This is a genomic window from Ruegeria sp. CDSC079 (assembly GCF_059610505.1).
This window is the reverse complement of record NZ_JBXWNT010000005.1, coordinates 96,423-114,905: the sequence shown is the minus strand read 5'-3', so window position 1 is coordinate 114,905 and position 18,483 is coordinate 96,423. Positions and strand designations below refer to the sequence as shown.

Here is an 18,483-nt window from a genome sequence, read left to right as displayed (position 1 = left end):
CACTGGACAGGCCAAAGGTGGGGACTATGGACGCCATTCTTCTGCAAATTCTGAACGGGTTGGACAAGGGGTCGGCTTATGCGCTGATCGCGCTTGGCCTGACGCTGATTTTCGGAACGCTTGGAGTTGTGAACTTTGCCCATGGGGCGCTGTTCATGATTGGTGCGTTCTGCGCCGTGTCTTTGCAAAAACTCTTTAACTTGAGCTACGTGACCCTTGATGAAAGTCAGAAAGATTTTCTGGGCAACCCGCTGAAGGTTGAAACCCCGTATATTGAGGCCTGGTTTGGCCCCGAGATTGGCGCGTCAATCATAGATTGGTCCGTTCCTCTGGCTGTCCTGTTCGCGATCCCGATCATGTTGTTTGTCGGCTATGTGATGGAGCGCGGGCTGATCAAACATTTTTACAAGCGCCCTCATGCGGATCAGATCCTTGTGACTTTTGGCCTGGCGATCGTGCTGCAGGAGATCATCAAATATTTCTTCGGTGCCAATCCGATCCAGACCCCGCCCCCCGATATGCTGAGTGGGTCTGTTGATCTTGGCATCATGGTTGGATTCGATCCCAACGCCATCATCTATCCGATCTGGCGGCTGGTCTATTTCGGGTTTGCCGTTGGCATTATCGGAGCGGTGTTCTCGTTCCTGCAATTCACAACCTTTGGCATGGTCGTGCGGGCTGGCATGGCAGATCGTGAAACGGTGGGCCTGCTGGGGATAAATATCGACAGGCGGTTTACCATCATGTTCGGGATTGCGGCCGCGGTCGCGGGTCTTGCCGGGGTGATGTACGGGCCGCTCAACCCCCCGAATTATCACATGGGCATGGACTTTCTGGTTCTCAGCTTTGTGGTTGTGGTTGTGGGGGGGATGGGCTCATTGCCGGGCGCGGTTCTGGCCGGGTTCCTGCTGGGCGTGCTCGAAAGCTTTGCGTCGACCACCTGGGCCACGACCACGATCCCCGGCATCAACCAGATCATCATCTACCTTGTCGCCATCATCGTGCTTTTGACCCGTCCACGCGGGTTGATGGGGCGCAAAGGCGTGATGGAGGAATAAGCCATGTTGGGACTGAACAAGAGAGATACCAGCCTGCTGATCATCGTCGCCATACTGACCCTGTTGGCGCCCTTTATCCTGAACCCGTTCCCTGAAGGCAGCGCCATGGCGCAGTTCAACGCGGGCTATCCCGATTTGATGCAGCGGTTCGTGATCTTTGGGATTTTTGCGATCGGCTTCAACATTCTGTTTGGATTGACCGGATACCTGTCCTTTGGCCATGCGGCCTTTCTTGGGGTGGGGTCGTATTCCGCAGTGTGGATGTTCAAACTGCTCAGCTATAACGTCGTTCCGGCCATCGCGCTCAGCGTTCTTGTCGCCGGGGTGTTTTCGCTGCTGATCGGGTTTGTCAGCCTGCGTCGGTCGGGCATCTATTTCTCGATCCTGACGCTGGCTTTTGCACAGATGAGCTTTGCACTGGCCTATTCGGTGCTTTCGAACCCAAAATTCAACCTGACAAATGGTGAGACCGGCTTGCAGGTCTATGCGGACGATCCGCAGATCCTGCAATCGGCCAGCGCGCCGAACCTACCGCATCTGTTCGGCATTCCCATGCGCGCGACCTATACGTTGGATGTGGGTGCCTGGAGCTTTGACTTTAACGCGGGCTATTACCTGTGTGCGGTGATCATGATGGCCGTGTTCTATCTCTCTATCCGCATATTCCGCTCGCCCTTTGGCATGATGCTGCGGGCGGTGAAATCCAACCAGCAGCGGATGAATTATACCGGCCTGAACTCCAAACCCTACACGCTGGCGGCCTTTGTGATCTCGGGCATGTATGCCGGTCTGGCGGGGGGGTTGATGGCCGCGATGGACCCGCTGGCGGGGGCCGAACGGATGCAATGGACCGCCTCGGGCGAGGTGGTTCTGATGACCATTCTGGGCGGTACAGGGACTCTGATCGGGCCGGTACTGGGAGCAGGCTTTATCAAGTATTTCGAAAACATCTTCTCGAAGATCAACGACAATGTTCTGCACAGCTGGTTCGCTTTCCTGCCCGATGGGCTTGAGGACGCGGTTGTGTTCCTGATCCATCCGTTCATCGGCAAGGGTTGGCATTTGACGCTGGGTATCCTGTTCATGCTGGTGGTGATCTATCTGCCGGGTGGGCTGGTTGAAGGTGGTCAGCGGCTGATGGGTTGGTTCAAGCGTAAGAAACCGGGCGCCGATGATGCCCCGAAGGGCAAAACCGAGCCAGCGGAATAAGGGGGCACCATGGCAATTCTACGAGTCAAAGACGTCAGCAAACGCTTCGGTGGCCTCAAGGCGCTGTCGGATGTGAACCTCAACGTCGAAGAAAACTCGGTCCACGCGATCATCGGCCCGAACGGTGCGGGCAAGTCAACCTTGCTGAACTGTTTGGTGGGAAAGCTGATGCCGGATACCGGTTCTGTTTTGTTCGACAACAATTCTGTTCTGGGGTTGGAACCCTATCAGATCAACCAGATGGGTATCAGCCGTGTGTTCCAGACGCCCGAGATTTTCGGCGATTTGACTGTGATGGAGAACATGTTGATCCCGATCTTTGCGATGCGGGACGGCGCGTTTCGGATGCACGCCTATGAAACCATCTCCAGTGAAAAGGCGATTGTCGAGCAGGCCGAGGCGATGCTGTTAGAGATGAACATGGCTGACAAACGCGAGATGCACGCGGCATCGCTGTCACGCGGGGACAAGCGACGACTTGAGATCGGCATGTGCCTCAGCCAGAACCCGCGCCTGCTTTTGCTGGACGAACCCACCGCCGGGATGGCCCGGGCAGATACCAACAACACGATCGACCTGCTCAAACAGATCAAGGACGAGCGTGACATTACCATCGCCATCATTGAACATGACATGCATGTGGTGTTCAGCCTGGCCGAGCGCATCACCGTTCTGGCGCAGGGAACACCTCTGGTCGAAGATACGCCAGAAAACATCCGCGGGCATCCCAAGGTTCGCGAAGCTTATCTGGGTGAGGCCGCGTAAGGAAAAGCAATGAACGAGAAACCTGACTTTTCGAAAAACGCCAATATGGCCAGCACCGCCCCTGCGTTTTTATCCGTATGGGACATGCATTCATACTATGGCGAAAGCTATATCGTGCAGGGCGTCAGCTTTAACGTGCACGAAGGTGAAATTCTGGCCCTGCTGGGCCGGAATGGTGCTGGCAAGACCTCGACCCTCAGATCCATCGCGCGGGTCAGTGACCCCGAGGTGCGTCATGGTGAGATCTGGCTGGATCACAAGCCGCTGCACAAAATGACCAGCTATGAGGCTGCCGCCGCAGGCCTTGGCCTTGTGCCCGAGGATCGTCGTATCATCCCCGGTCTGACGGTCGAAGAGAACCTGCAACTCGCCCAGATCGCTCCACCTGTCGGCTGGTCGCTGGAACGGCTTTATGAGCTGTTCCCAAGGCTGGGTGAGCGCCGCAAGCAAGAAGGCATTACCCTGTCTGGCGGAGAGCAGCAGATGCTGTCGATTGCGCGGGCTTTGGCACGGGACATCAAGGTGTTGCTTCTGGATGAACCCTATGAAGGGCTTGCCCCGGTGATCGTGGATGAGATCGAAAAGACTCTGCTTCACGTCAAACAGCAGGGTATGACCACGATCATTGTCGAGCAGAACGCGGTGCGCGCCCTAGAATTGGCAGACCGTGCGATCATTCTGGATACGGGCAGCATCGTGTTCGATGGAGCCGCCAGCGAGGTGTTAGAGAATCCACAGCTGCGCGAGGAATATCTGGCAATCTGAACATGCGGATTCAGAAATTGTTCTGAACCGTCGGGCGGGGTGTTCATCCCCGCCCGTTTTCGTTGTTCAGCTTTCGATTGGCGGTGTCCTGGGTCCAGGTCACCAACGGAAAATGACAATATTCAACGAATTTCTAGAATTTACGGATAATTTATTATTTAATTTCAATACTCTATCTAGGGCTACGGGAAACCCCCTATATCTTTGATTGGAGCGATTCGTTAACTTCAAATCATCCAAGGAGTTTCCAAGGACCTACCACTTTTCCCCCTTGAGGGGCTGGCTACTTACCCCCTCGGCCGGCCCCTCACTAGTTGGGGGACATCAACCCAATTCCCCCAAAAGCTCACTTACGAGCGCAGGCACTTCGTGCCAGTCGGCGAAGTTACAGGTATGATACAGTTCAGAAACCGGGCTTTTCCGATAGCCTTCCGTGAATAGCAAAAAGGGCACCTGGGCCCGTTCAGCGGTTTCTGCATCGACCTCACTGTCACCCACGAACAGGCGCGGACCTATAGCGGCCACTGCTCTAAAACTTGCCTCAAGATGGGCTGGGTCTGGTTTGCGCGTGGCCAGGCTGTCACCACCCAGGGTGGCATCGAAATGATGGGTCAGGCCCATCGACTTCAGAACATGGTCAGCCGGTGCTTTGGGTTTGTTTGTACAAACACCCAGAACACAACCCATCTGGCGCAGCTGTTCAAGCGCTTCGGCCACACCAGGGTAAACGACGGTTTTGTCGCTGGAGGCTGCGTTGTAGTGGGTCAGCGTCAGTTCCGATAGCTCGGCATGGCGATCCATAGGCAGGTCGCAATGATACATCATACGTTCTACCAATTTCGGGAGGCCATTGCCGACGAATTGTTTGATCGTGTCCTGGGGCAGGGGCGAGACACCAGTGTCCCGCAGCATTGCATTCGCAGCGGCGGTGATGTCCGGAAGGCTGTCGACCAGTGTTCCGTCCAAATCGAACATAATTGTAGCGCTCATTGAAATCCTTGCCTCTGAAGCTGCACCGCAAGTCCTAACTGGTGTGTTCAGGCAGTGCAATTCAACCCGGTTGCGAGAGTGGGATATTGAGACTTGACATACCTGACTAAAATAATCAGATTATATTTCAAGCCGTCAGCAACCCCGGAATCGGGCCAGCCAGATACCCGAAAAGTAAACCGATAAGGCGCATTGCCCGAAACCCTCCGGAGTGATCCTGATGAATGTTCAGAACCCGAATCCCAGCCAGTCTTTTGCCGTATCAATGCTGCCTGCACACAAGGCTGAAGATCTGACCAAAGGGGGCAATCTGGCCCATATCGAGCTGGGCGATCAGCTGTACACCCTGCGCATCACGCGCGCGGGCAAACTGATCCTGACGAAATGAGCGCGCCTGCAGCCCGGGGTGGCGCGACCGTTGGTCGTCTGTCCGACCTAAGCCCTGTCGAGGCCGGCGCGGTCATGTATCTGCGCCTCTGGGGGGACGGAATGCAAACGCGTATGGATGCGGCGCAGGACTTTCAGATCGCGCTAGGTGCGGATCAGGGCCGGGCAGCGATGTTGACGCTGGACCGGCTGTGCTCGCTTTGTGCACATCACGGGCGACGCCCGCTGATCCGGCATGGGTTGGGCTGTGCCTGCCTTGGCGCGGATGAAAACTGTTTCGCACAGATGATTGCGGCGGCATCAGAAGGCGCGCGCGAAGACGCTATGATGATGGCGTCCCTGATCGTCCGCCCCGATTTTGCCCCCGCATTGGCCGCTTTGTCTGAGGAATTAGGGCTGGCTTTGCGACGCATGACGGTCTCGATCCCGATGCCAACCTCAAGACATCAGAACCCCACTGCCACGCTGCACTAAGCAGCAGGGCAGGTGCAGAACCCCGGCGAATGCGCGCCGGGGTTCCGTGCCCTCAGCAGCAGCCGCACCCTGCGTGGTGATGGTCATGATCGCATGAGGGTGGCGGGCTGTAATCACCAACTTCTGCCAGCACATCCCGTAATGCCCACAGGATCATGTCCACATCTTCCGCTTCGATCGTCAGCGGCGGGCGAATTTTCAGGATGCTGTCCTTTGGGCCTTCGCTGCCAATAAGAATCCGGTGGTCGCGCATCCGGTTCTTGACATATTTGCAGATCTCACGGCTTTCAGAGCCATCGGGGTTGATCAGTTCGACTCCAACGAACAGGCCCATGCCGCGCACATCACCGACAGATCCGAAATCGGTCTCGATCTGACGCAGGCCTGTCATCAACCTTTCGCCCATCAGGCGGGCATTGTCCTGCAAGCCTTCATCATCGACGATATCCAGAACTTCTTTGCCGATGCGGCAGGACAGGGTCGATCCGCCAAAGGTCGAAAAGAACTCGATCCCGTTGTCAAAGCTGCGGGCGATCTCTTTGGTAGTAACCAGAACGCCCAATGGATGACCGTTGCCAATGGGTTTGCCCATGACCACGATATCCGGCAGCGCGCCTTGATGCTCAAAGCCGAAATAATATTTGCCCAGACGCCCCAGACCTGTCTGCACCTCGTCGGCGATGCAGACACCACCAGCGGCGCGGATTTTCTCATAAACCGCGGGCAGATAGCCTTTGGGTGGTATGATCTGCCCGCCAACTGAAGGGAAGGTCTCGGCAATGAAACCGGCAACGCCCTGACCTTTGTCCTGTAGGGCTGCAATCGCTGGGTCCATTAGATCTGCAAACTTCTGGGCGCGATCGGGGTCGTCGCGCCGGTAAGACCCTCGGTAGTCATCCGCGACCTCAACCAGTTCCACCCAATCCGCCTGACCAACTCCGCCCGGTTTGTTGAACTTATAGGCCGAAATTGCCACGGCGGCGTTGGTATTGCCGTGATACCCATGATCGGGCGTCACGATCCCTTTGGCGCCGGTATGGGCGCGGGCCAGCCGCAGGGCGAGCTCATTGGCTTCGGTGCCGGAATTCACAAAGAAGCAGACCTCGAGGTGATCGGGCAGCTTGGACAGAACCTTATCGGCAAAAGCCGTCTGGGCCGGATGCAGATACCGGGTGTTGGAATTCATCCGCTTGAGCTGATCTGCTGCGACAGCCTGAATGCGCGGGTGGGCGTGGCCCACATGGGGTACATTGTTATACGCATCCAGATAAGGGCGACCCCATTCGTCAAACAGGTGATGCTTCCAACCGCGTACCAGCATGACTGGATCGTCATAGGTCAGGGACAGGTTGCCTCCGAAGTGGTCCTGCCGTCCCTGCACGATCGCCTGTTTATCGGTCGGCCGATAGAACACCTTGTCATCGGGAAGGTTCAGCAGAGCCGCCGGATTCGGGCAGACGGCGTGCCACAGTTCAAGCTCGTCAGGGTCGCCAACACCCGGCCAGTTGGCCTGCATCCCGTTCGTAGTCAGGGCCAGCTGGAAATGTACATGTGGGGCCCAGCCCCCGTTCTGTGTGACATCCCCAAGCCGTGCAAAAGCCGCTCCCTGTGCGACTGGATCGCCCGGGTTCAGCCTGTCGCAGACCTCGGGATCCAAATGTCCGTAGAGTGTATAGAACGGATCGCCTTGGGGTGTTTCGTGATGCAGGATCACCACCCCGCCATAGTCAAGGTGACTGTCGCGGTTCTCGACCGCCTCGACCCGGCCACTGATCGGGGCATTCAGGACAGTGCTGGCAGGCGCGAACACATCCACCGCTAGATGCACGGTGCGTCGGTCCGAAGCTTTCCATGGCCCTTTGCGGAACCCCGGCTCTGCGTAAATCAGGCGGGGTTCATTGTAATATCCCAACCAGAAGTCTGTGCCATATTCCTCGCCAACACGTGCCGCCTCGGCCAGGGGCATGTGGAAAGGGTTTTGCGGCCACACCGAGTTTTCGACCGATAGCGAGCCCATGGGCACATCTATTAGACCCTGTCCAAACATCTCGGCGAATTGACCGCGATGCGCGGACAGATAGGCATGGATGCGTTCGGCCCCATCGGTGACCGGCAGACTACAGGCGACGCGCAGGCGCGCTGGCATCAATCCGCCATTGACGCTGTGGTCCTCAAGAAACCGCCAAGCCGGCGCCTGACTGATAGTGACATAAGGATCATCCGGGTTTTCAAGGGCCATCAGGGTCGAGTTCACAACCGACACAGCCAGTCGCATCCGCAAGAGAGGCCAGATCAGTTCGACTTCGTCCGCGCGCAGGGGGTTTGCCGCCTGATAGCCGCGCACCAGTGCCGCCAATGCGCGTTCGGGTTGCGGATGATCCAATACGATATAGGCCCCGGCAATCGCCAGATCGCAAACGCGTGGCGCGGCACACATATCGCCAAGGTCAATCAAGCCCGACACCCCCGGGCGCTGGCCAGGCTCTGCTTCGACCAGAACGTTATAGTCATTGGCGTCATTATGAATCGCCTGACTGGGCAAGCCTGCCAACTTGTCTGATATCGCATTGAATTCGGAACATATCTCGGCCAGCACTGCCTGTCGCGCGGGGCTACTAACGGTGTCCAGATGCTGTTCGATCCACCCTGCCTGCGTCAGATTCCATTTGAAATCGCCCCGGGCCAAACCCTCATGCGTGAACCGCTCTAATGCGCGGTCTGTAGCACCCAGAACGCGACCCAGCTTTAGGATCAACTCTTCGGGTTTGGGTGCCGATTTCGCATAGCATTGCCCAGGCAGGCATTCCAGCAACCAAACAAGGCGCGGTACCCCCTCGTGATCTTCGATCCTGGGCAGATAACCCCCCTGCAAATCGGGAAACACTGTAGGAAATGGCAGCCCCGGTGCTTCTGAGGCGATATGTTCCAAGGCTTTGACCTGGAGGTCCACAAGCTCTGCTTCGCATCCGGGGCGCATGACTTTCAGAACATAATCCTGTCCGTTGGTTGCCCGGACCAGAAAATTAAGATCGTATTCGCCGTCCAATCGGGTCAGCCGTGCGTCCAGCCCCCAATTTTGCTGCAAAGCATCAGCCCAAAATGCGATGATGTCGTTCATTTGAAACCCTGTCCCAGTAAACCGGGGTCCTTTTCATCTGGCTAAAAATATCTTCGGGAGTGAATTGGCCCTGTGGGCCAAGAGGGGGGCAGACAGCCCCCTTTTCCCGTTACCCCAATGCGCGCAACCGTTTAATAAGCGAGGACGTATCCCACCGATTCCCGCCCATTTTCTGCACATCCTTATAGAACTGATCAACCAAAGCCGTCACCGGCAGGGATGCCCCTGTTTCATCTGCGGTATCCAAGCAAATTCCCAGATCCTTGCGCATCCAGTCCACCGCGAAACCGTGCTCGAAATGATCGTCCAACATGGTTTCATAGCGGTTCGCCATCTGCCAACTGCCTGCGGCCCCCTGACTGATCACTTCCACAACCGCCCGGCCATCCAGCCCGGCTTTTTCGGCAAAATGCAGCGCCTCGCTGAGGCCCTGAACCAGTCCGGCAATGGCGATCTGGTTGCACATCTTGGTCATCTGACCGGCGCCACTGTCCCCAATGCGGCGGCAGATTTTGGAATAGACCTGCATAATGGGCTCGGCCGCGTCATAGGCAGCCTGATCCCCCCCGCACATGATCGACAGAACGCCGTTTTCGGCACCGGCCTGTCCGCCCGAGATCGGCGCATCTACAAAAGCGATTCCTGCAGTTTTCCCGGCACCATAAAGCTCTCGGGTTACCTTTGCCGAGACGGTCGTATGGTCGACGAAAACCGCGCCGCTGGACATTGCGCCGAAGGTGCCATCGTCGCCGGTGCAGACCATGCGAAGGTCATCATCATTGCCCACACAAGCCATGACAAACTCGGCTCGCTCAGCCGCCTCGCGCGGGGTAGCGGCCATTGAGCCGCCATATTGGGCGACCCAAGCCTCGGCCTTAGCGGTGGTTCGGTTGAAAACCGTGACCTCATGACCTGCAGCCTGCAGGTGGCCGGCCATTGGATATCCCATGACACCCAAACCAAGGAACGCAACTTTTGCCATTTGGTGAACCTCTCTGCTGTCCAGGCCCGGTCAGATGCCGCAAGCCGGATTGTTTGGCAGAGACAAAGCAAAGCTGAAGACAAAGGGCAACCCCGCGTCAGGGTTGTCCGCCCAAATCCTTCAGGATCGGACAATCAGGCCTGTCGTCGCCGGCGCAGGCGTCAATTAAATGACCCAACGTATCGCGCATCGCATTAAGGTCGGCGATCTTCGCTTCGATCTGGACCATATGCGCGCGGGCAACCTTCTTCACATCTGCACTTGCGCGGGTTTCATCCTCATACAAGGCCATCAGGGTCCGGCAATCTTCGATCGTAAATCCCAATGCGCGGGCCCGGCCCAAAAAGTTCAGTTTGTGCACATCCTGACTGCGGAACCGGCGATAGCCATTATCATCGCGCAGCGGTTTGATCAGTCCGATATCTTCGTAATAGCGGATGGTCTTGGCCGGGAGACCGGTTTGGTTGGAAACGTCGCCGATATTCATGACGTCACCATTTGTGGAGCCGCCGTTTGTGATTCCTCGGGCAGGCTGGCGCGAACCCTGCGAAGTCGCAACGCGTTGGTGACGACAAAGACGCTGGACAAAGCCATGGCTCCAGCCGCCAGAACCGGGGAAAGAAGCGGGCCGCCAAAAGGATACAGCAGCCCGGCGGCGACGGGGATCAGCAAAACGTTATATCCAAACGCCCAGCCCAGATTCTGACGGATATTGCCCATAGTACGGCGGCTGATTTCAACCGCATTGGCGACCCCGCGCAGATCGCCCGACATCAGCACCACATCCGCCGTTTCAATCGCCACATCCGTGCCAGTTCCGATTGCAATGCCGACATCCGCCGCAGCCAATGCCGGGGCGTCGTTGATCCCGTCTCCGACAAAGGCCAGCTCTCCGAACTGGTCGCGCAGGGCGTTGATTGTGGCGAGCTTTCCGTCCGGCAGGACCTCGGCTGTGACATGATCGATGCCCAGCTTGTTTGCCAAGGCCTGCGCAGTCAGGGCGTTGTCCCCGGTGACCATCGCCAATGTCAGGCCCATCGTGTGCAGCCTGTGCAAAGCTTCGATCGTGCCCGGTTTGACCGGATCCGAGACCGTAAGAAGTGCCGCAGCCTGACCGTTGATCGCGACGAACACAGGTGTCGCCCCTTCGGCGGCATGCTGGTCGGCCTGTTGGCTCAACGCGGATAGATCAATGCCGTTCTGCGCCATTAATCTGGGTGAACCGATCAACAGATCGTGCCCATCAACGGACGCGCGCGCACCCAGCCCGGTCAGCGATTCAAAACTGGAAATGGGGGGAAGGTTCGCCGGTCCGGCCCGCGTGATTGCCGAGGCAATCGGGTGTTCAGATCGCGACTCGACCGCAGCAGCCAGCCGTAAAACGGTGTCGCTGTCAAACCCGTTCGTGGTCGTGACATTCGCCAGTTCGGGGCGCCCCATTGTCAGCGTCCCGGTCTTGTCCAGCGCGATGATTTTGACCTGTTGCAGTTGCTGTAACGCATCGCCTTTGCGAAACAGGACGCCCAGTTCGGCGGCTCGCCCAGTCCCCACCATGATCGAAGTCGGAGTCGCCAACCCCATGGCGCAAGGACAGGCAATGATCAAAACCGAAACACCTGCGACCAATGCCATCGGCAAGGCAGGAGCGGGGCCAAAGACCAGCCAGACCGCAATGGTCAGTAGGGCAACGCCAATCACAACGGGAACAAACCACGCCGTGATCCGGTCGACTAGCCCCTGTATCGGCAACTTGGCACCCTGAGCTTGCTGAACCATCTGGATCACCTGCGCCAGCACCGTTTCGGACCCAACCCGCGTGGCGCGCACGCGCAGCGCGCCCGTGCCGTTGACCGTGCCCCCTATCACCTGATCTTCGGCCGATTTCCCTATAGGAACGGGTTCGCCGGTAATCATGCTTTCATCCACGTATGAGGTGCCGTCCAACACTTGAGCATCCACTGGGACGCGCTCTCCGGGTCGGATCTGCAGCACATCGCCAACCAGGATTTCGGATATGGGCCGATCGACCGTGCCCCCGTCCTGTTCTAGCCGGGCTGTTTTCGGTTGAAGCCCGACCAGTTTGCGAATAGCGGCCCCGGTCCGGCCTTTTGCCCGCGCCTCCATCGCGCGACCCAGCAGGATAAGGACCACGATGACCGAGGCGGCCTCGTAATACACATTTGCACTGCCTTGCGGCAGAACCTGAGGCGCAAAGGTGGCCAGGACGGAATACAGATAGGCGGCACCGGTTCCCATCGCGACCAGCGCATTCATATCAGGTGTCCCGCGCAGCAGGGCTGGGATACCCTTGGCATAGAACACCCTTCCGGGGCCGATCAGCAGAACCGATGTCAGCACAAACTGGATGAGATGGCTGGTCTGAAGCCCGATTGTCGCCTGAACCCAGTGATGAAAGGCTGGGATCATGTGCCCGCCCATCTCGAGTATAAACACAGGCAAAGCCAGCGTTGCAGCGATCAGGGTGGTGCGGATCAGCGCAGAGGCTTCGCCCGGTTTCTCATCGTTGCTTTCGGCCATCCTGGAAGGGTGCGCCGGATAGCCCGCTTTGGTGCTTAGCTGCGCCAGCTTCACAGGATCAGTTGCCCCGTCGGCAAAACGAATGGTCGCGGTTTCAGTGGCCAGGTTGACCCGAGCACTTATGACGGCCGGATCTGCGCAGAGTGCTCGTTCAATCCTTGCGACGCAAGAAGCACAATTCATACCGTCAATTTGCAGAACGGCTTCTGCCACTGACACCGGATAACCAGCTTTGTCCAGCGCGCCGGTCAGGTCGCTGATCGGCCCGTCATAAGTGACCTGTGCGGTCTCGGTTGGGAAGTTGACCGAAGCCTCGGTAACCCCGGGAACATTGCGCAACGCAGATTCCACGCGGCCTACGCAGGATGCGCAGTTCATTCCGGTGACCTTCAGTCTGATAGTATGTGGAGTGGCCAATCGACTCATCCTGTCCTGTTTCCAACCCTAGATGGGGGTTCCAGTCACAGGAAGGTCAAGGGCAGAGATCATGATTTAGGCACAATCTATTGTTTCGAGGGCCGTACGGTTCTTAGTCTTGGGCCAGTTTTTCCAGCAGCAGCGAATTATAAAGCGCGGGCGGGGATGTCCGAACAGCTTCGGGGGATGCGAAAAATCCCAGCATAAGAAAGGCAATCGACAGAGCGAAACCAAACAGGACTATGAAGGCTCGGTGCAGCGTTAACGTTATCATGGTGTCAGTCCTTAAATCACAAGTTGGGGAATGCCTGGCACTGGGGCTTATTTCTTATTTTCCAGTTCCCGTTTCAGCCGGTCATTTTCCGCCTGAAGTTGGGCCAGCTGCTGGCCCAATTCGTTCAGGTGGGGGCGCAGCTCGGCCTCGGTGAATCGTGGGGTAATGTGACTTGGGCAATTCCAGTCCAGACCTTCGACCTTGATAATGACGGCGCGCTCGGCCGGGGTCTGGGTGCCTTCGGGGGAGAGGCTGGCAGCCGCCGCAGCGCCTTCGGCAATTTCGACACGCCCAAGTATTTTCAGGCGTCGCTGGTTGGCATAATCCATCAGGATCAGCGCAACCCGGTCATTGCCATCCAAATTCCCGCGCGAGATATACTGTTTGTTGCCCGAAAGATCAGCATACCCGATGGTCTGCGCATCAAGTACTCGTAAAAACCCCGCGGGTCCGCCACGATACTGCACATATGGCCAGCCGGTCTCGGACACGGTTGATTGGTAGAACCCGTCGCGGGCCTCGATGAACTCTTTTTCGGCGGCTCTAATTTCGTGACCCTGCACAGGGCCGCTTTCCAGGAATTTCGCATAGGTTTTTGCCGATCCCATCCTTTCTTGATGGATGAGAACGGCAGGCGTGAAGGTTAGTTTGGAAAAAGCACGTGGCATAATAGGTCCTTTCTACAGGCCCAGATCAGACAGGTCGGGATGGTCGTCAGGGCGCGGACCAAGAGGCCAAAGGAAAACCCGATCCTGTTGCCTGATCGGAAGGTCGTTCAGCGAGGCATGACGTTTGGCCATCCGACCATCCCTATCGAATTCCCAGTTCTCGTTACCATATGAGCGGAACCACTGGCCGCTGTCGTTCCGCCATTCATAGGCATAGCGCACGGCAATACGGTTTTCCGAATAGGCCCAGAGTTCTTTGATCAGCCGGTACTCCTGCTCATTTCTCCACTTGCGGGTCAAAAGCGCGTGAATTTCAGCATGGCCCGCGACAAACTCCGCCCGATTCCGCCATTGGCTGTCCTCGGTATAGGCGGGCGTCACGATATCCGGATCGCGGCTGTTCCAAGCATTTTCAGCCATGCGGACCTTTTGTGTAGCGGTCTCAGCAGTGAATGGCGGCAGAGGGGGGCGGCTCATGTCATGGTCCTTCAGGTCAGCGATGCAGCGAGCAGCGCGAGGGTCAACAGAAATGGGATGTACTGGCGGTTGAAGGGGCTGGTACGGCGTTTCATGACGGCTCCATAGTTAACTGATCGGTACATCGTTTCGTTAAGGTGTACTGATCGGTACCTCTTTGCAAGGGGCGCCTGTAAAATATCTAAAATTTTTCTCTATCCAGGTGGAAAATAAAGAGAATTTCCTGAACATTGGTGGCCCTTGCGGATTATGGAGGGTACAATTATGTACAGATCGGTACGTATAGGAGGCGAATCATGCGCCCAAACAAAAGGGATGAGCTGGTCCGCAAGGCCCTGAAGGTCTTTTATCGTGACGGTTTTCATGCGACCGGCATGGACAAGCTGGTGGCTGAGACGCGTGTGTCGAAGACTTCGATGTACAAACATTTCCGCACCAAGGAAGATCTGATTCTGGCGGCTTTGCGTCTGCGGGACGAGAATTTCCGCAACTGGTTCATGCGTCGTGTCGAGGAATTGGCCGACACCCCTGCGGACCAGTTGATTTCAAGCTTTGATGCACTGGGCGAGTGGTTCGCCGAAGACGGGTTTCGCGGCTGCATGTTCATCAAGGCTGGCGCCGAGTTCCAGGAGAAGGAGCACCCGATCCACGTGCAGGCGGCGGAACACAAGCGGTTGTTGTTGGAATATTTCACGGATCTGGCCCGCAAAGCCGGTGCCTTCGACCCTGAAAGCCTGGGATGTCAGATTCTTCTGCTGAAAGAAGGGGCAATCGTGACGGCGGTTCTGTTGAAAAGCTGTGATCCCGCGCAAGATGCCAAAGCTGCAGCGCGGGTCTTGCTGGAAAACGCGTTGGCCGCACCGATCCCGTGACCCGGCGAAATCTTCCAAAAGACGTTGCGTAGCGTTTCATCCAACGCATTGGATTAATTGCCGGTCCAAATTACGCTGGCAGCAAGTTGATCTTGGAGGATGCGCAATGTCTCTTATTACCCCTACATCCAGCTGGGTGTCCGAAGAGCACCAGATGTTTGCCGAAATGGCGGACCGTTTCATGCAGGACGAACTGGTGCCCAATATCGAGCGCTGGACCGAAAACGGGGTTGTTGATCGTGCGTTCTGGCGCAAGGCCGGTGACATGGGACTGATGGCTGGCGCGATCACCGAAGATCACGGTGGTGTCGGTGGTGGCATGGGATTTGATGCGCTGACCATGTACGCCCAGACCTCGCACGGAGATTCCGGTTGGGGCTATGCGATCCAGTCGATTGTCATCCACTATATCACCGCTTATGGCAGCGAAGATCAAAAGTTGAAATGGCTGCCGAAACTCGCCTCGGGCGAGATGGTCGGCGCGCTGGCCATGACAGAGCCCGGAACCGGTTCGGATGTGCAGTCGATCCGCACAACTGCGGAAAAGAACGGTAACTCCTACTGTCTGAACGGGTCCAAGATCTTTATCACCAATGGGCAATCTGCGGACTTGATCCTTGTGGCCGCAAAGACCGACAAGACCCAAGGGTCGAAAGGGGTATCGTTGGTCGCGGTCGAAACGCAGGGCGCAGATGGGTTCCGCAAGGGGCGGAACCTCAAGAAACTGGGCATGAAGTCCAATGACACGGCCGAGCTGTTCTTTGAGGACGTCAAGGTCCCGATGACAAACCTGATTGGTGCGGAAGAGGGGCAGGGTTTTTACCAGATGATGCGGCAACTTCCCTGGGAACGCCTGACGATTGCAATCGGTGCCCTGGGTGCGATTGATTTCGCGATTGCCGAAACAGTGAAATACACGCAGGAGCGCAAAGCCTTCGGTCAGCGCGTGATGGATTTCCAGAATACCCGCTTCAAGCTTGCCGAGTGTAAAACCAAGGCCGAAGTGCTGCGCAGTTTTGTCAACGACTGTATTGCCCGACTTGAGGCTGGAACTTTGGATGCATCGACCGCGTCGATGGCCAAATACTGGGGGTCTGAGGTGCAGAATGAGATCATGCACGAATGTCTGCAGCTGTTTGGTGGCTATGGGTTCATGATGGAATATCCGATTGCTCGGCTTTACGCGGATGCGCGGGTTCAGATGATCTATGGTGGGACAAATGAGATCATGAAGGAACTCATTGCTCGGTCGTTGGACACATAATCCTGTTCGGAACGCTCCCTCCCCGCAGTTTTCTAGGGTGGTCGGAATGGCCCGGTCACGAGATTTGGTCGACTTGGCCTTGCAGCCAAGAACAGAACGACTTCAGCGGCTCGGATGCCACCCGGGATTGCGGCCAGACCAGAAAGAAATCGCCCAGACTGACGCCCGGGCCTTTCCAGGCGGGAACGAGTCGCCCGGTTTTCAGGTCGTCTTCGACCAGATAGCTGGGCAGCAGCGCCACCCCAAGCCCATGAATTGTGGCTTGTCCCATGGTCGAGAATTGGTCGAACAACATGCCGCCAAGCCCTGATGCCACAAGCCCTTGTGCGGCAAACCATTGCTCCCAGGCATCAGGGCGCGTTTCCAGGTGCAGCAGCGGGGCATTCATTAGCCAGTCAATCTGTTCCGGGTTTTCGGGCAGAATTTCCGGAGCGCAAACCGGTACAACATTTTCACGCATGATCGGCAGGTAGTTGACGCCGTGCCAATCTCGACGCCCGAAATGAATGGCGGCGTCGAAATGTTCCGTTTCGAAATCGAAGGGGCGAAGCCGGGTGTTCAGATTGACGGTCACCTCGGGATGTCGGCGAGCAAAGTCCTGAAGACGCGGCGCCAGCCAATGCATCCCAAACGCCGGCAGGATCGACAGGTTCAGCGATCCTCCGGTCGGATTGGCTCTGAGTTTTAGGGAGGCCTGCGCCAGTTGGTGCAAGCTTTTGCGCGCGACCTGAACGTATTCTTTTGCCGCCGGGGTAAGCTGCAGCCGCATCTGGGTTCGCTGGATCAGTTCGATGCCCAGCTGTTCCTCCATCGACTTGAGCTGTCGGCTGATGGCGCTTTGGGTCAGCGAAAGCTCTTCCGCTGCCGCTGAAGCACTGCCAAGGCGGTCAACGGCCTCGAGTGCCAGCAGAGAGGGGATAGACGGCAGAAAACGACGGGGGGCGATCATATGATAATTCCTCATACCTTTCGGATGGAATATCACTGGCTTTTAGGGCCCGCCAGCCCGATACCAAATGAATATTTTGGTCAAGAGAGACGTTGGCAGTGTCCAGGGAAATCGCAGCAGATAGTTTTAGGCGTGCAGACAGGCTGCGCGGGATTGAGTTGTCAGAGATTGTTCAGATCTCTGAGCAGGCTGCGCGCCTTAAGGCGCAGGGTGTCGATGTGGTCGCGCTCAGTACCGGCGAGCCTGATTTTCCGACCCCTGAACATGTGGTCGAAGCGGCCCATCAAGCGGCGCTGGCCGGGCAAACACGGTACCCGGCGACGGCAGGAGCGCCGGACCTCCGGGCGGCTATCGCCGTCGGGGCCAGTGTCCGGCCGGAAAACGTGATCGTCTCGACCGGTGCTAAACAGGTTTTGTCCGGGGCGCTGATGGCCACGCTCGATCCCGGGGATGAAGTTATTATCGCGGCGCCGTTCTGGACCAGCTATGCGGATATGGTCAGGCTGTCCGGCGGTATTCCGGTTGTGCTGGACTGTCCGGTTTCTCAGGGGTTCAAGCTGACCCTAGCACAGCTTGAGGCCGCAATTACGCCGCGCACTCGCTGGCTTTTGCTGAACACGCCCTCAAACCCGACCGGCGCGGTCTATACTGAATCGGAACTGCAGGCTCTGGGTCGTGTTTTGGACAGGCATCCCAATGTTTGGGTGATCTCGGATGAGATTTACCAACACCTGACCTATGTTCCCTTCACGCCATTTGTTCAGGCCGTGCCGCATCTGGCGGATAGAGTGCTGACCGTAAATGGAGTTTCCAAGGCCTATTCGATGACCGGGTGGCGGATCGGTTGGGGAATCGGGCCATCACCCTTGATCAAGGCGATGACCGCTGTTCAGGGGCAGATTACATCAGGCGCATGTTCCATCGCGCAGGCGGCAGCATTGGCTGCGATTACCGGGCCGCAAACGCTTTTGGGCGAACGCCTGCAGGCGATGCGGGCGCGCCGTGATCTTGTGGTTGCTGGGTTGAATGCCGCGGGTCTGGAGTGTGCCGTTCCGGATGGCGCGTTCTATGTCTTTCCCAAAACACCGGCTGAAATGCCAGTCGATCACGAATTCTGCCGGTATCTGCTGGACGAAGTCGGGGTGGCACTGGTGCCGGGGCGTGCCTTTGGTTTGCCGGGCCATCTGCGGCTTTCTTTTGCCTATGGCACCGAAAGCCTGCAAGAAGGGTTGCGGCGCATTGCGGATGCAACCGCCAGATTGAAGTAGAGGGGCCG

The 18,483-nt window shown here is 57.3% G+C and carries 18 protein-coding genes; 9 read left to right on the top strand and 9 right to left on the bottom strand.

The window, feature by feature from the left end; genetic code table 11:
- Positions 1 to 26 precede the first annotated feature (26 nt).
- The 4 genes from AC2FIC_RS10790 to AC2FIC_RS10775 are packed head-to-tail and all read left to right on the top strand — an operon-like array spanning position 27 to position 3,797.
- Positions 27 to 1,058 (top strand): branched-chain amino acid ABC transporter permease, encoded by a 1,032-nt coding sequence (locus AC2FIC_RS10790; RefSeq protein WP_142635752.1) that lies wholly within the window; start codon positions 27 to 29, stop codon positions 1,056 to 1,058.
- Positions 1,059 to 1,061: 3 nt separating this feature from the next.
- Positions 1,062 to 2,267 carry a branched-chain amino acid ABC transporter permease gene (locus tag AC2FIC_RS10785; protein WP_142635754.1) on the top strand — a complete coding sequence of 402 codons (1,206 nt, stop codon included), beginning with the start codon at positions 1,062 to 1,064 and terminating at the stop codon, positions 2,265 to 2,267.
- A gap of 9 nt (positions 2,268 to 2,276) precedes the next feature.
- A complete protein-coding gene (locus AC2FIC_RS10780; protein ID WP_142635756.1) occupies positions 2,277 to 3,032 on the top strand; it encodes an ABC transporter ATP-binding protein in 756 nt (251 codons plus the stop codon).
- 9 nt (positions 3,033 to 3,041) lie between these two features.
- Positions 3,042 to 3,797 carry an ABC transporter ATP-binding protein gene (locus tag AC2FIC_RS10775; protein WP_142635758.1) on the top strand — a complete coding sequence of 252 codons (756 nt, stop codon included), beginning with the start codon at positions 3,042 to 3,044 and terminating at the stop codon, positions 3,795 to 3,797.
- Between the two features lie 324 nt (positions 3,798 to 4,121).
- Here AC2FIC_RS10775 and gph read toward each other — a convergent pair whose 3' ends face one another.
- Positions 4,122 to 4,787 (bottom strand): phosphoglycolate phosphatase, encoded by a 666-nt coding sequence (gene gph, locus AC2FIC_RS10770; protein WP_496691715.1) that lies wholly within the window; start codon positions 4,785 to 4,787, stop codon positions 4,122 to 4,124.
- 220 nt (positions 4,788 to 5,007) lie between these two features.
- Here gph and hemP point away from each other — a divergent pair, with 220 nt between their 5' ends.
- Together hemP and AC2FIC_RS10760 are read left to right on the top strand one after the other, a co-directional pair.
- Positions 5,008 to 5,175 carry a hemin uptake protein HemP gene (gene hemP, locus AC2FIC_RS10765; protein ID WP_142635762.1) on the top strand — a complete coding sequence of 56 codons (168 nt, stop codon included), beginning with the start codon at positions 5,008 to 5,010 and terminating at the stop codon, positions 5,173 to 5,175.
- Positions 5,172 to 5,648 carry a hypothetical protein gene (locus AC2FIC_RS10760; RefSeq protein WP_496691714.1) on the top strand — a complete coding sequence of 159 codons (477 nt, stop codon included), beginning with the start codon at positions 5,172 to 5,174 and terminating at the stop codon, positions 5,646 to 5,648. The genes hemP and AC2FIC_RS10760 overlap by 4 nt, the downstream gene beginning before the upstream one ends.
- A gap of 52 nt (positions 5,649 to 5,700) precedes the next feature.
- On the opposite strand, the gene AC2FIC_RS10755 is transcribed toward AC2FIC_RS10760, so the two are convergent.
- The 7 genes from AC2FIC_RS10755 to AC2FIC_RS10725 form a co-directional block, all read right to left on the bottom strand.
- A complete protein-coding gene (locus AC2FIC_RS10755; protein ID WP_496691713.1) occupies positions 5,701 to 8,766 on the bottom strand; it encodes an aminotransferase class III-fold pyridoxal phosphate-dependent enzyme in 3,066 nt (1,021 codons plus the stop codon).
- A 109-nt stretch (positions 8,767 to 8,875) separates the two neighbouring features.
- A complete protein-coding gene (locus tag AC2FIC_RS10750; RefSeq protein WP_496691712.1) occupies positions 8,876 to 9,748 on the bottom strand; it encodes an NAD(P)-dependent oxidoreductase in 873 nt (290 codons plus the stop codon).
- Positions 9,749 to 9,845: 97 nt separating this feature from the next.
- Positions 9,846 to 10,235, bottom strand: coding sequence for a Cu(I)-responsive transcriptional regulator (cueR, locus tag AC2FIC_RS10745; RefSeq protein ID WP_142635768.1), 390 nt, complete (start codon positions 10,233 to 10,235; stop codon positions 9,846 to 9,848).
- Entirely contained in the window at positions 10,232 to 12,712 is a 2,481-nt protein-coding gene (locus tag AC2FIC_RS10740; protein ID WP_496691711.1) for a heavy metal translocating P-type ATPase, read from the bottom strand. Before AC2FIC_RS10740 ends, cueR begins: the two co-directional genes overlap by 4 nt.
- Positions 12,713 to 12,815: 103 nt before the next feature.
- The gene (locus tag AC2FIC_RS10735) at positions 12,816 to 12,977 is read right to left on the bottom strand and encodes a hypothetical protein (protein ID WP_185956647.1); all 162 of its coding nucleotides are present in this window, start codon (positions 12,975 to 12,977) and stop codon (positions 12,816 to 12,818) included.
- Between the two features lie 47 nt (positions 12,978 to 13,024).
- Positions 13,025 to 13,645 carry a pyridoxamine 5'-phosphate oxidase family protein gene (locus AC2FIC_RS10730; RefSeq protein ID WP_496691710.1) on the bottom strand — a complete coding sequence of 207 codons (621 nt, stop codon included), beginning with the start codon at positions 13,643 to 13,645 and terminating at the stop codon, positions 13,025 to 13,027.
- Between the two features lie 12 nt (positions 13,646 to 13,657).
- A complete protein-coding gene (locus AC2FIC_RS10725; protein ID WP_496691709.1) occupies positions 13,658 to 14,122 on the bottom strand; it encodes a nuclear transport factor 2 family protein in 465 nt (154 codons plus the stop codon).
- 296 nt (positions 14,123 to 14,418) lie between these two features.
- Between AC2FIC_RS10725 and AC2FIC_RS10720 the strand changes: the two genes are divergently transcribed.
- Together AC2FIC_RS10720 and AC2FIC_RS10715 are read left to right on the top strand one after the other, a co-directional pair.
- Entirely contained in the window at positions 14,419 to 14,994 is a 576-nt protein-coding gene (locus AC2FIC_RS10720) for a TetR/AcrR family transcriptional regulator (RefSeq protein ID WP_496691708.1), read from the top strand.
- 106 nt (positions 14,995 to 15,100) lie between these two features.
- Positions 15,101 to 16,258: an acyl-CoA dehydrogenase family protein gene (locus AC2FIC_RS10715; protein ID WP_496691707.1), complete on the top strand. Its 1,158-nt coding sequence runs from the start codon at positions 15,101 to 15,103 to the stop codon at positions 16,256 to 16,258.
- A 55-nt stretch (positions 16,259 to 16,313) separates the two neighbouring features.
- On the opposite strand, the gene AC2FIC_RS10710 is transcribed toward AC2FIC_RS10715, so the two are convergent.
- A complete protein-coding gene (locus AC2FIC_RS10710) occupies positions 16,314 to 17,207 on the bottom strand; it encodes a LysR substrate-binding domain-containing protein (protein WP_496691706.1) in 894 nt (297 codons plus the stop codon).
- Between the two features lie 98 nt (positions 17,208 to 17,305).
- On the opposite strand from AC2FIC_RS10710, the gene AC2FIC_RS10705 reads away from it, so the two are divergent.
- Complete coding sequence (locus AC2FIC_RS10705) at positions 17,306 to 18,475, top strand: pyridoxal phosphate-dependent aminotransferase (RefSeq protein ID WP_496691889.1); 1,170 nt, start codon at positions 17,306 to 17,308, stop codon at positions 18,473 to 18,475.
- The last annotated feature ends 8 nt before the right edge of the window (positions 18,476 to 18,483 follow it).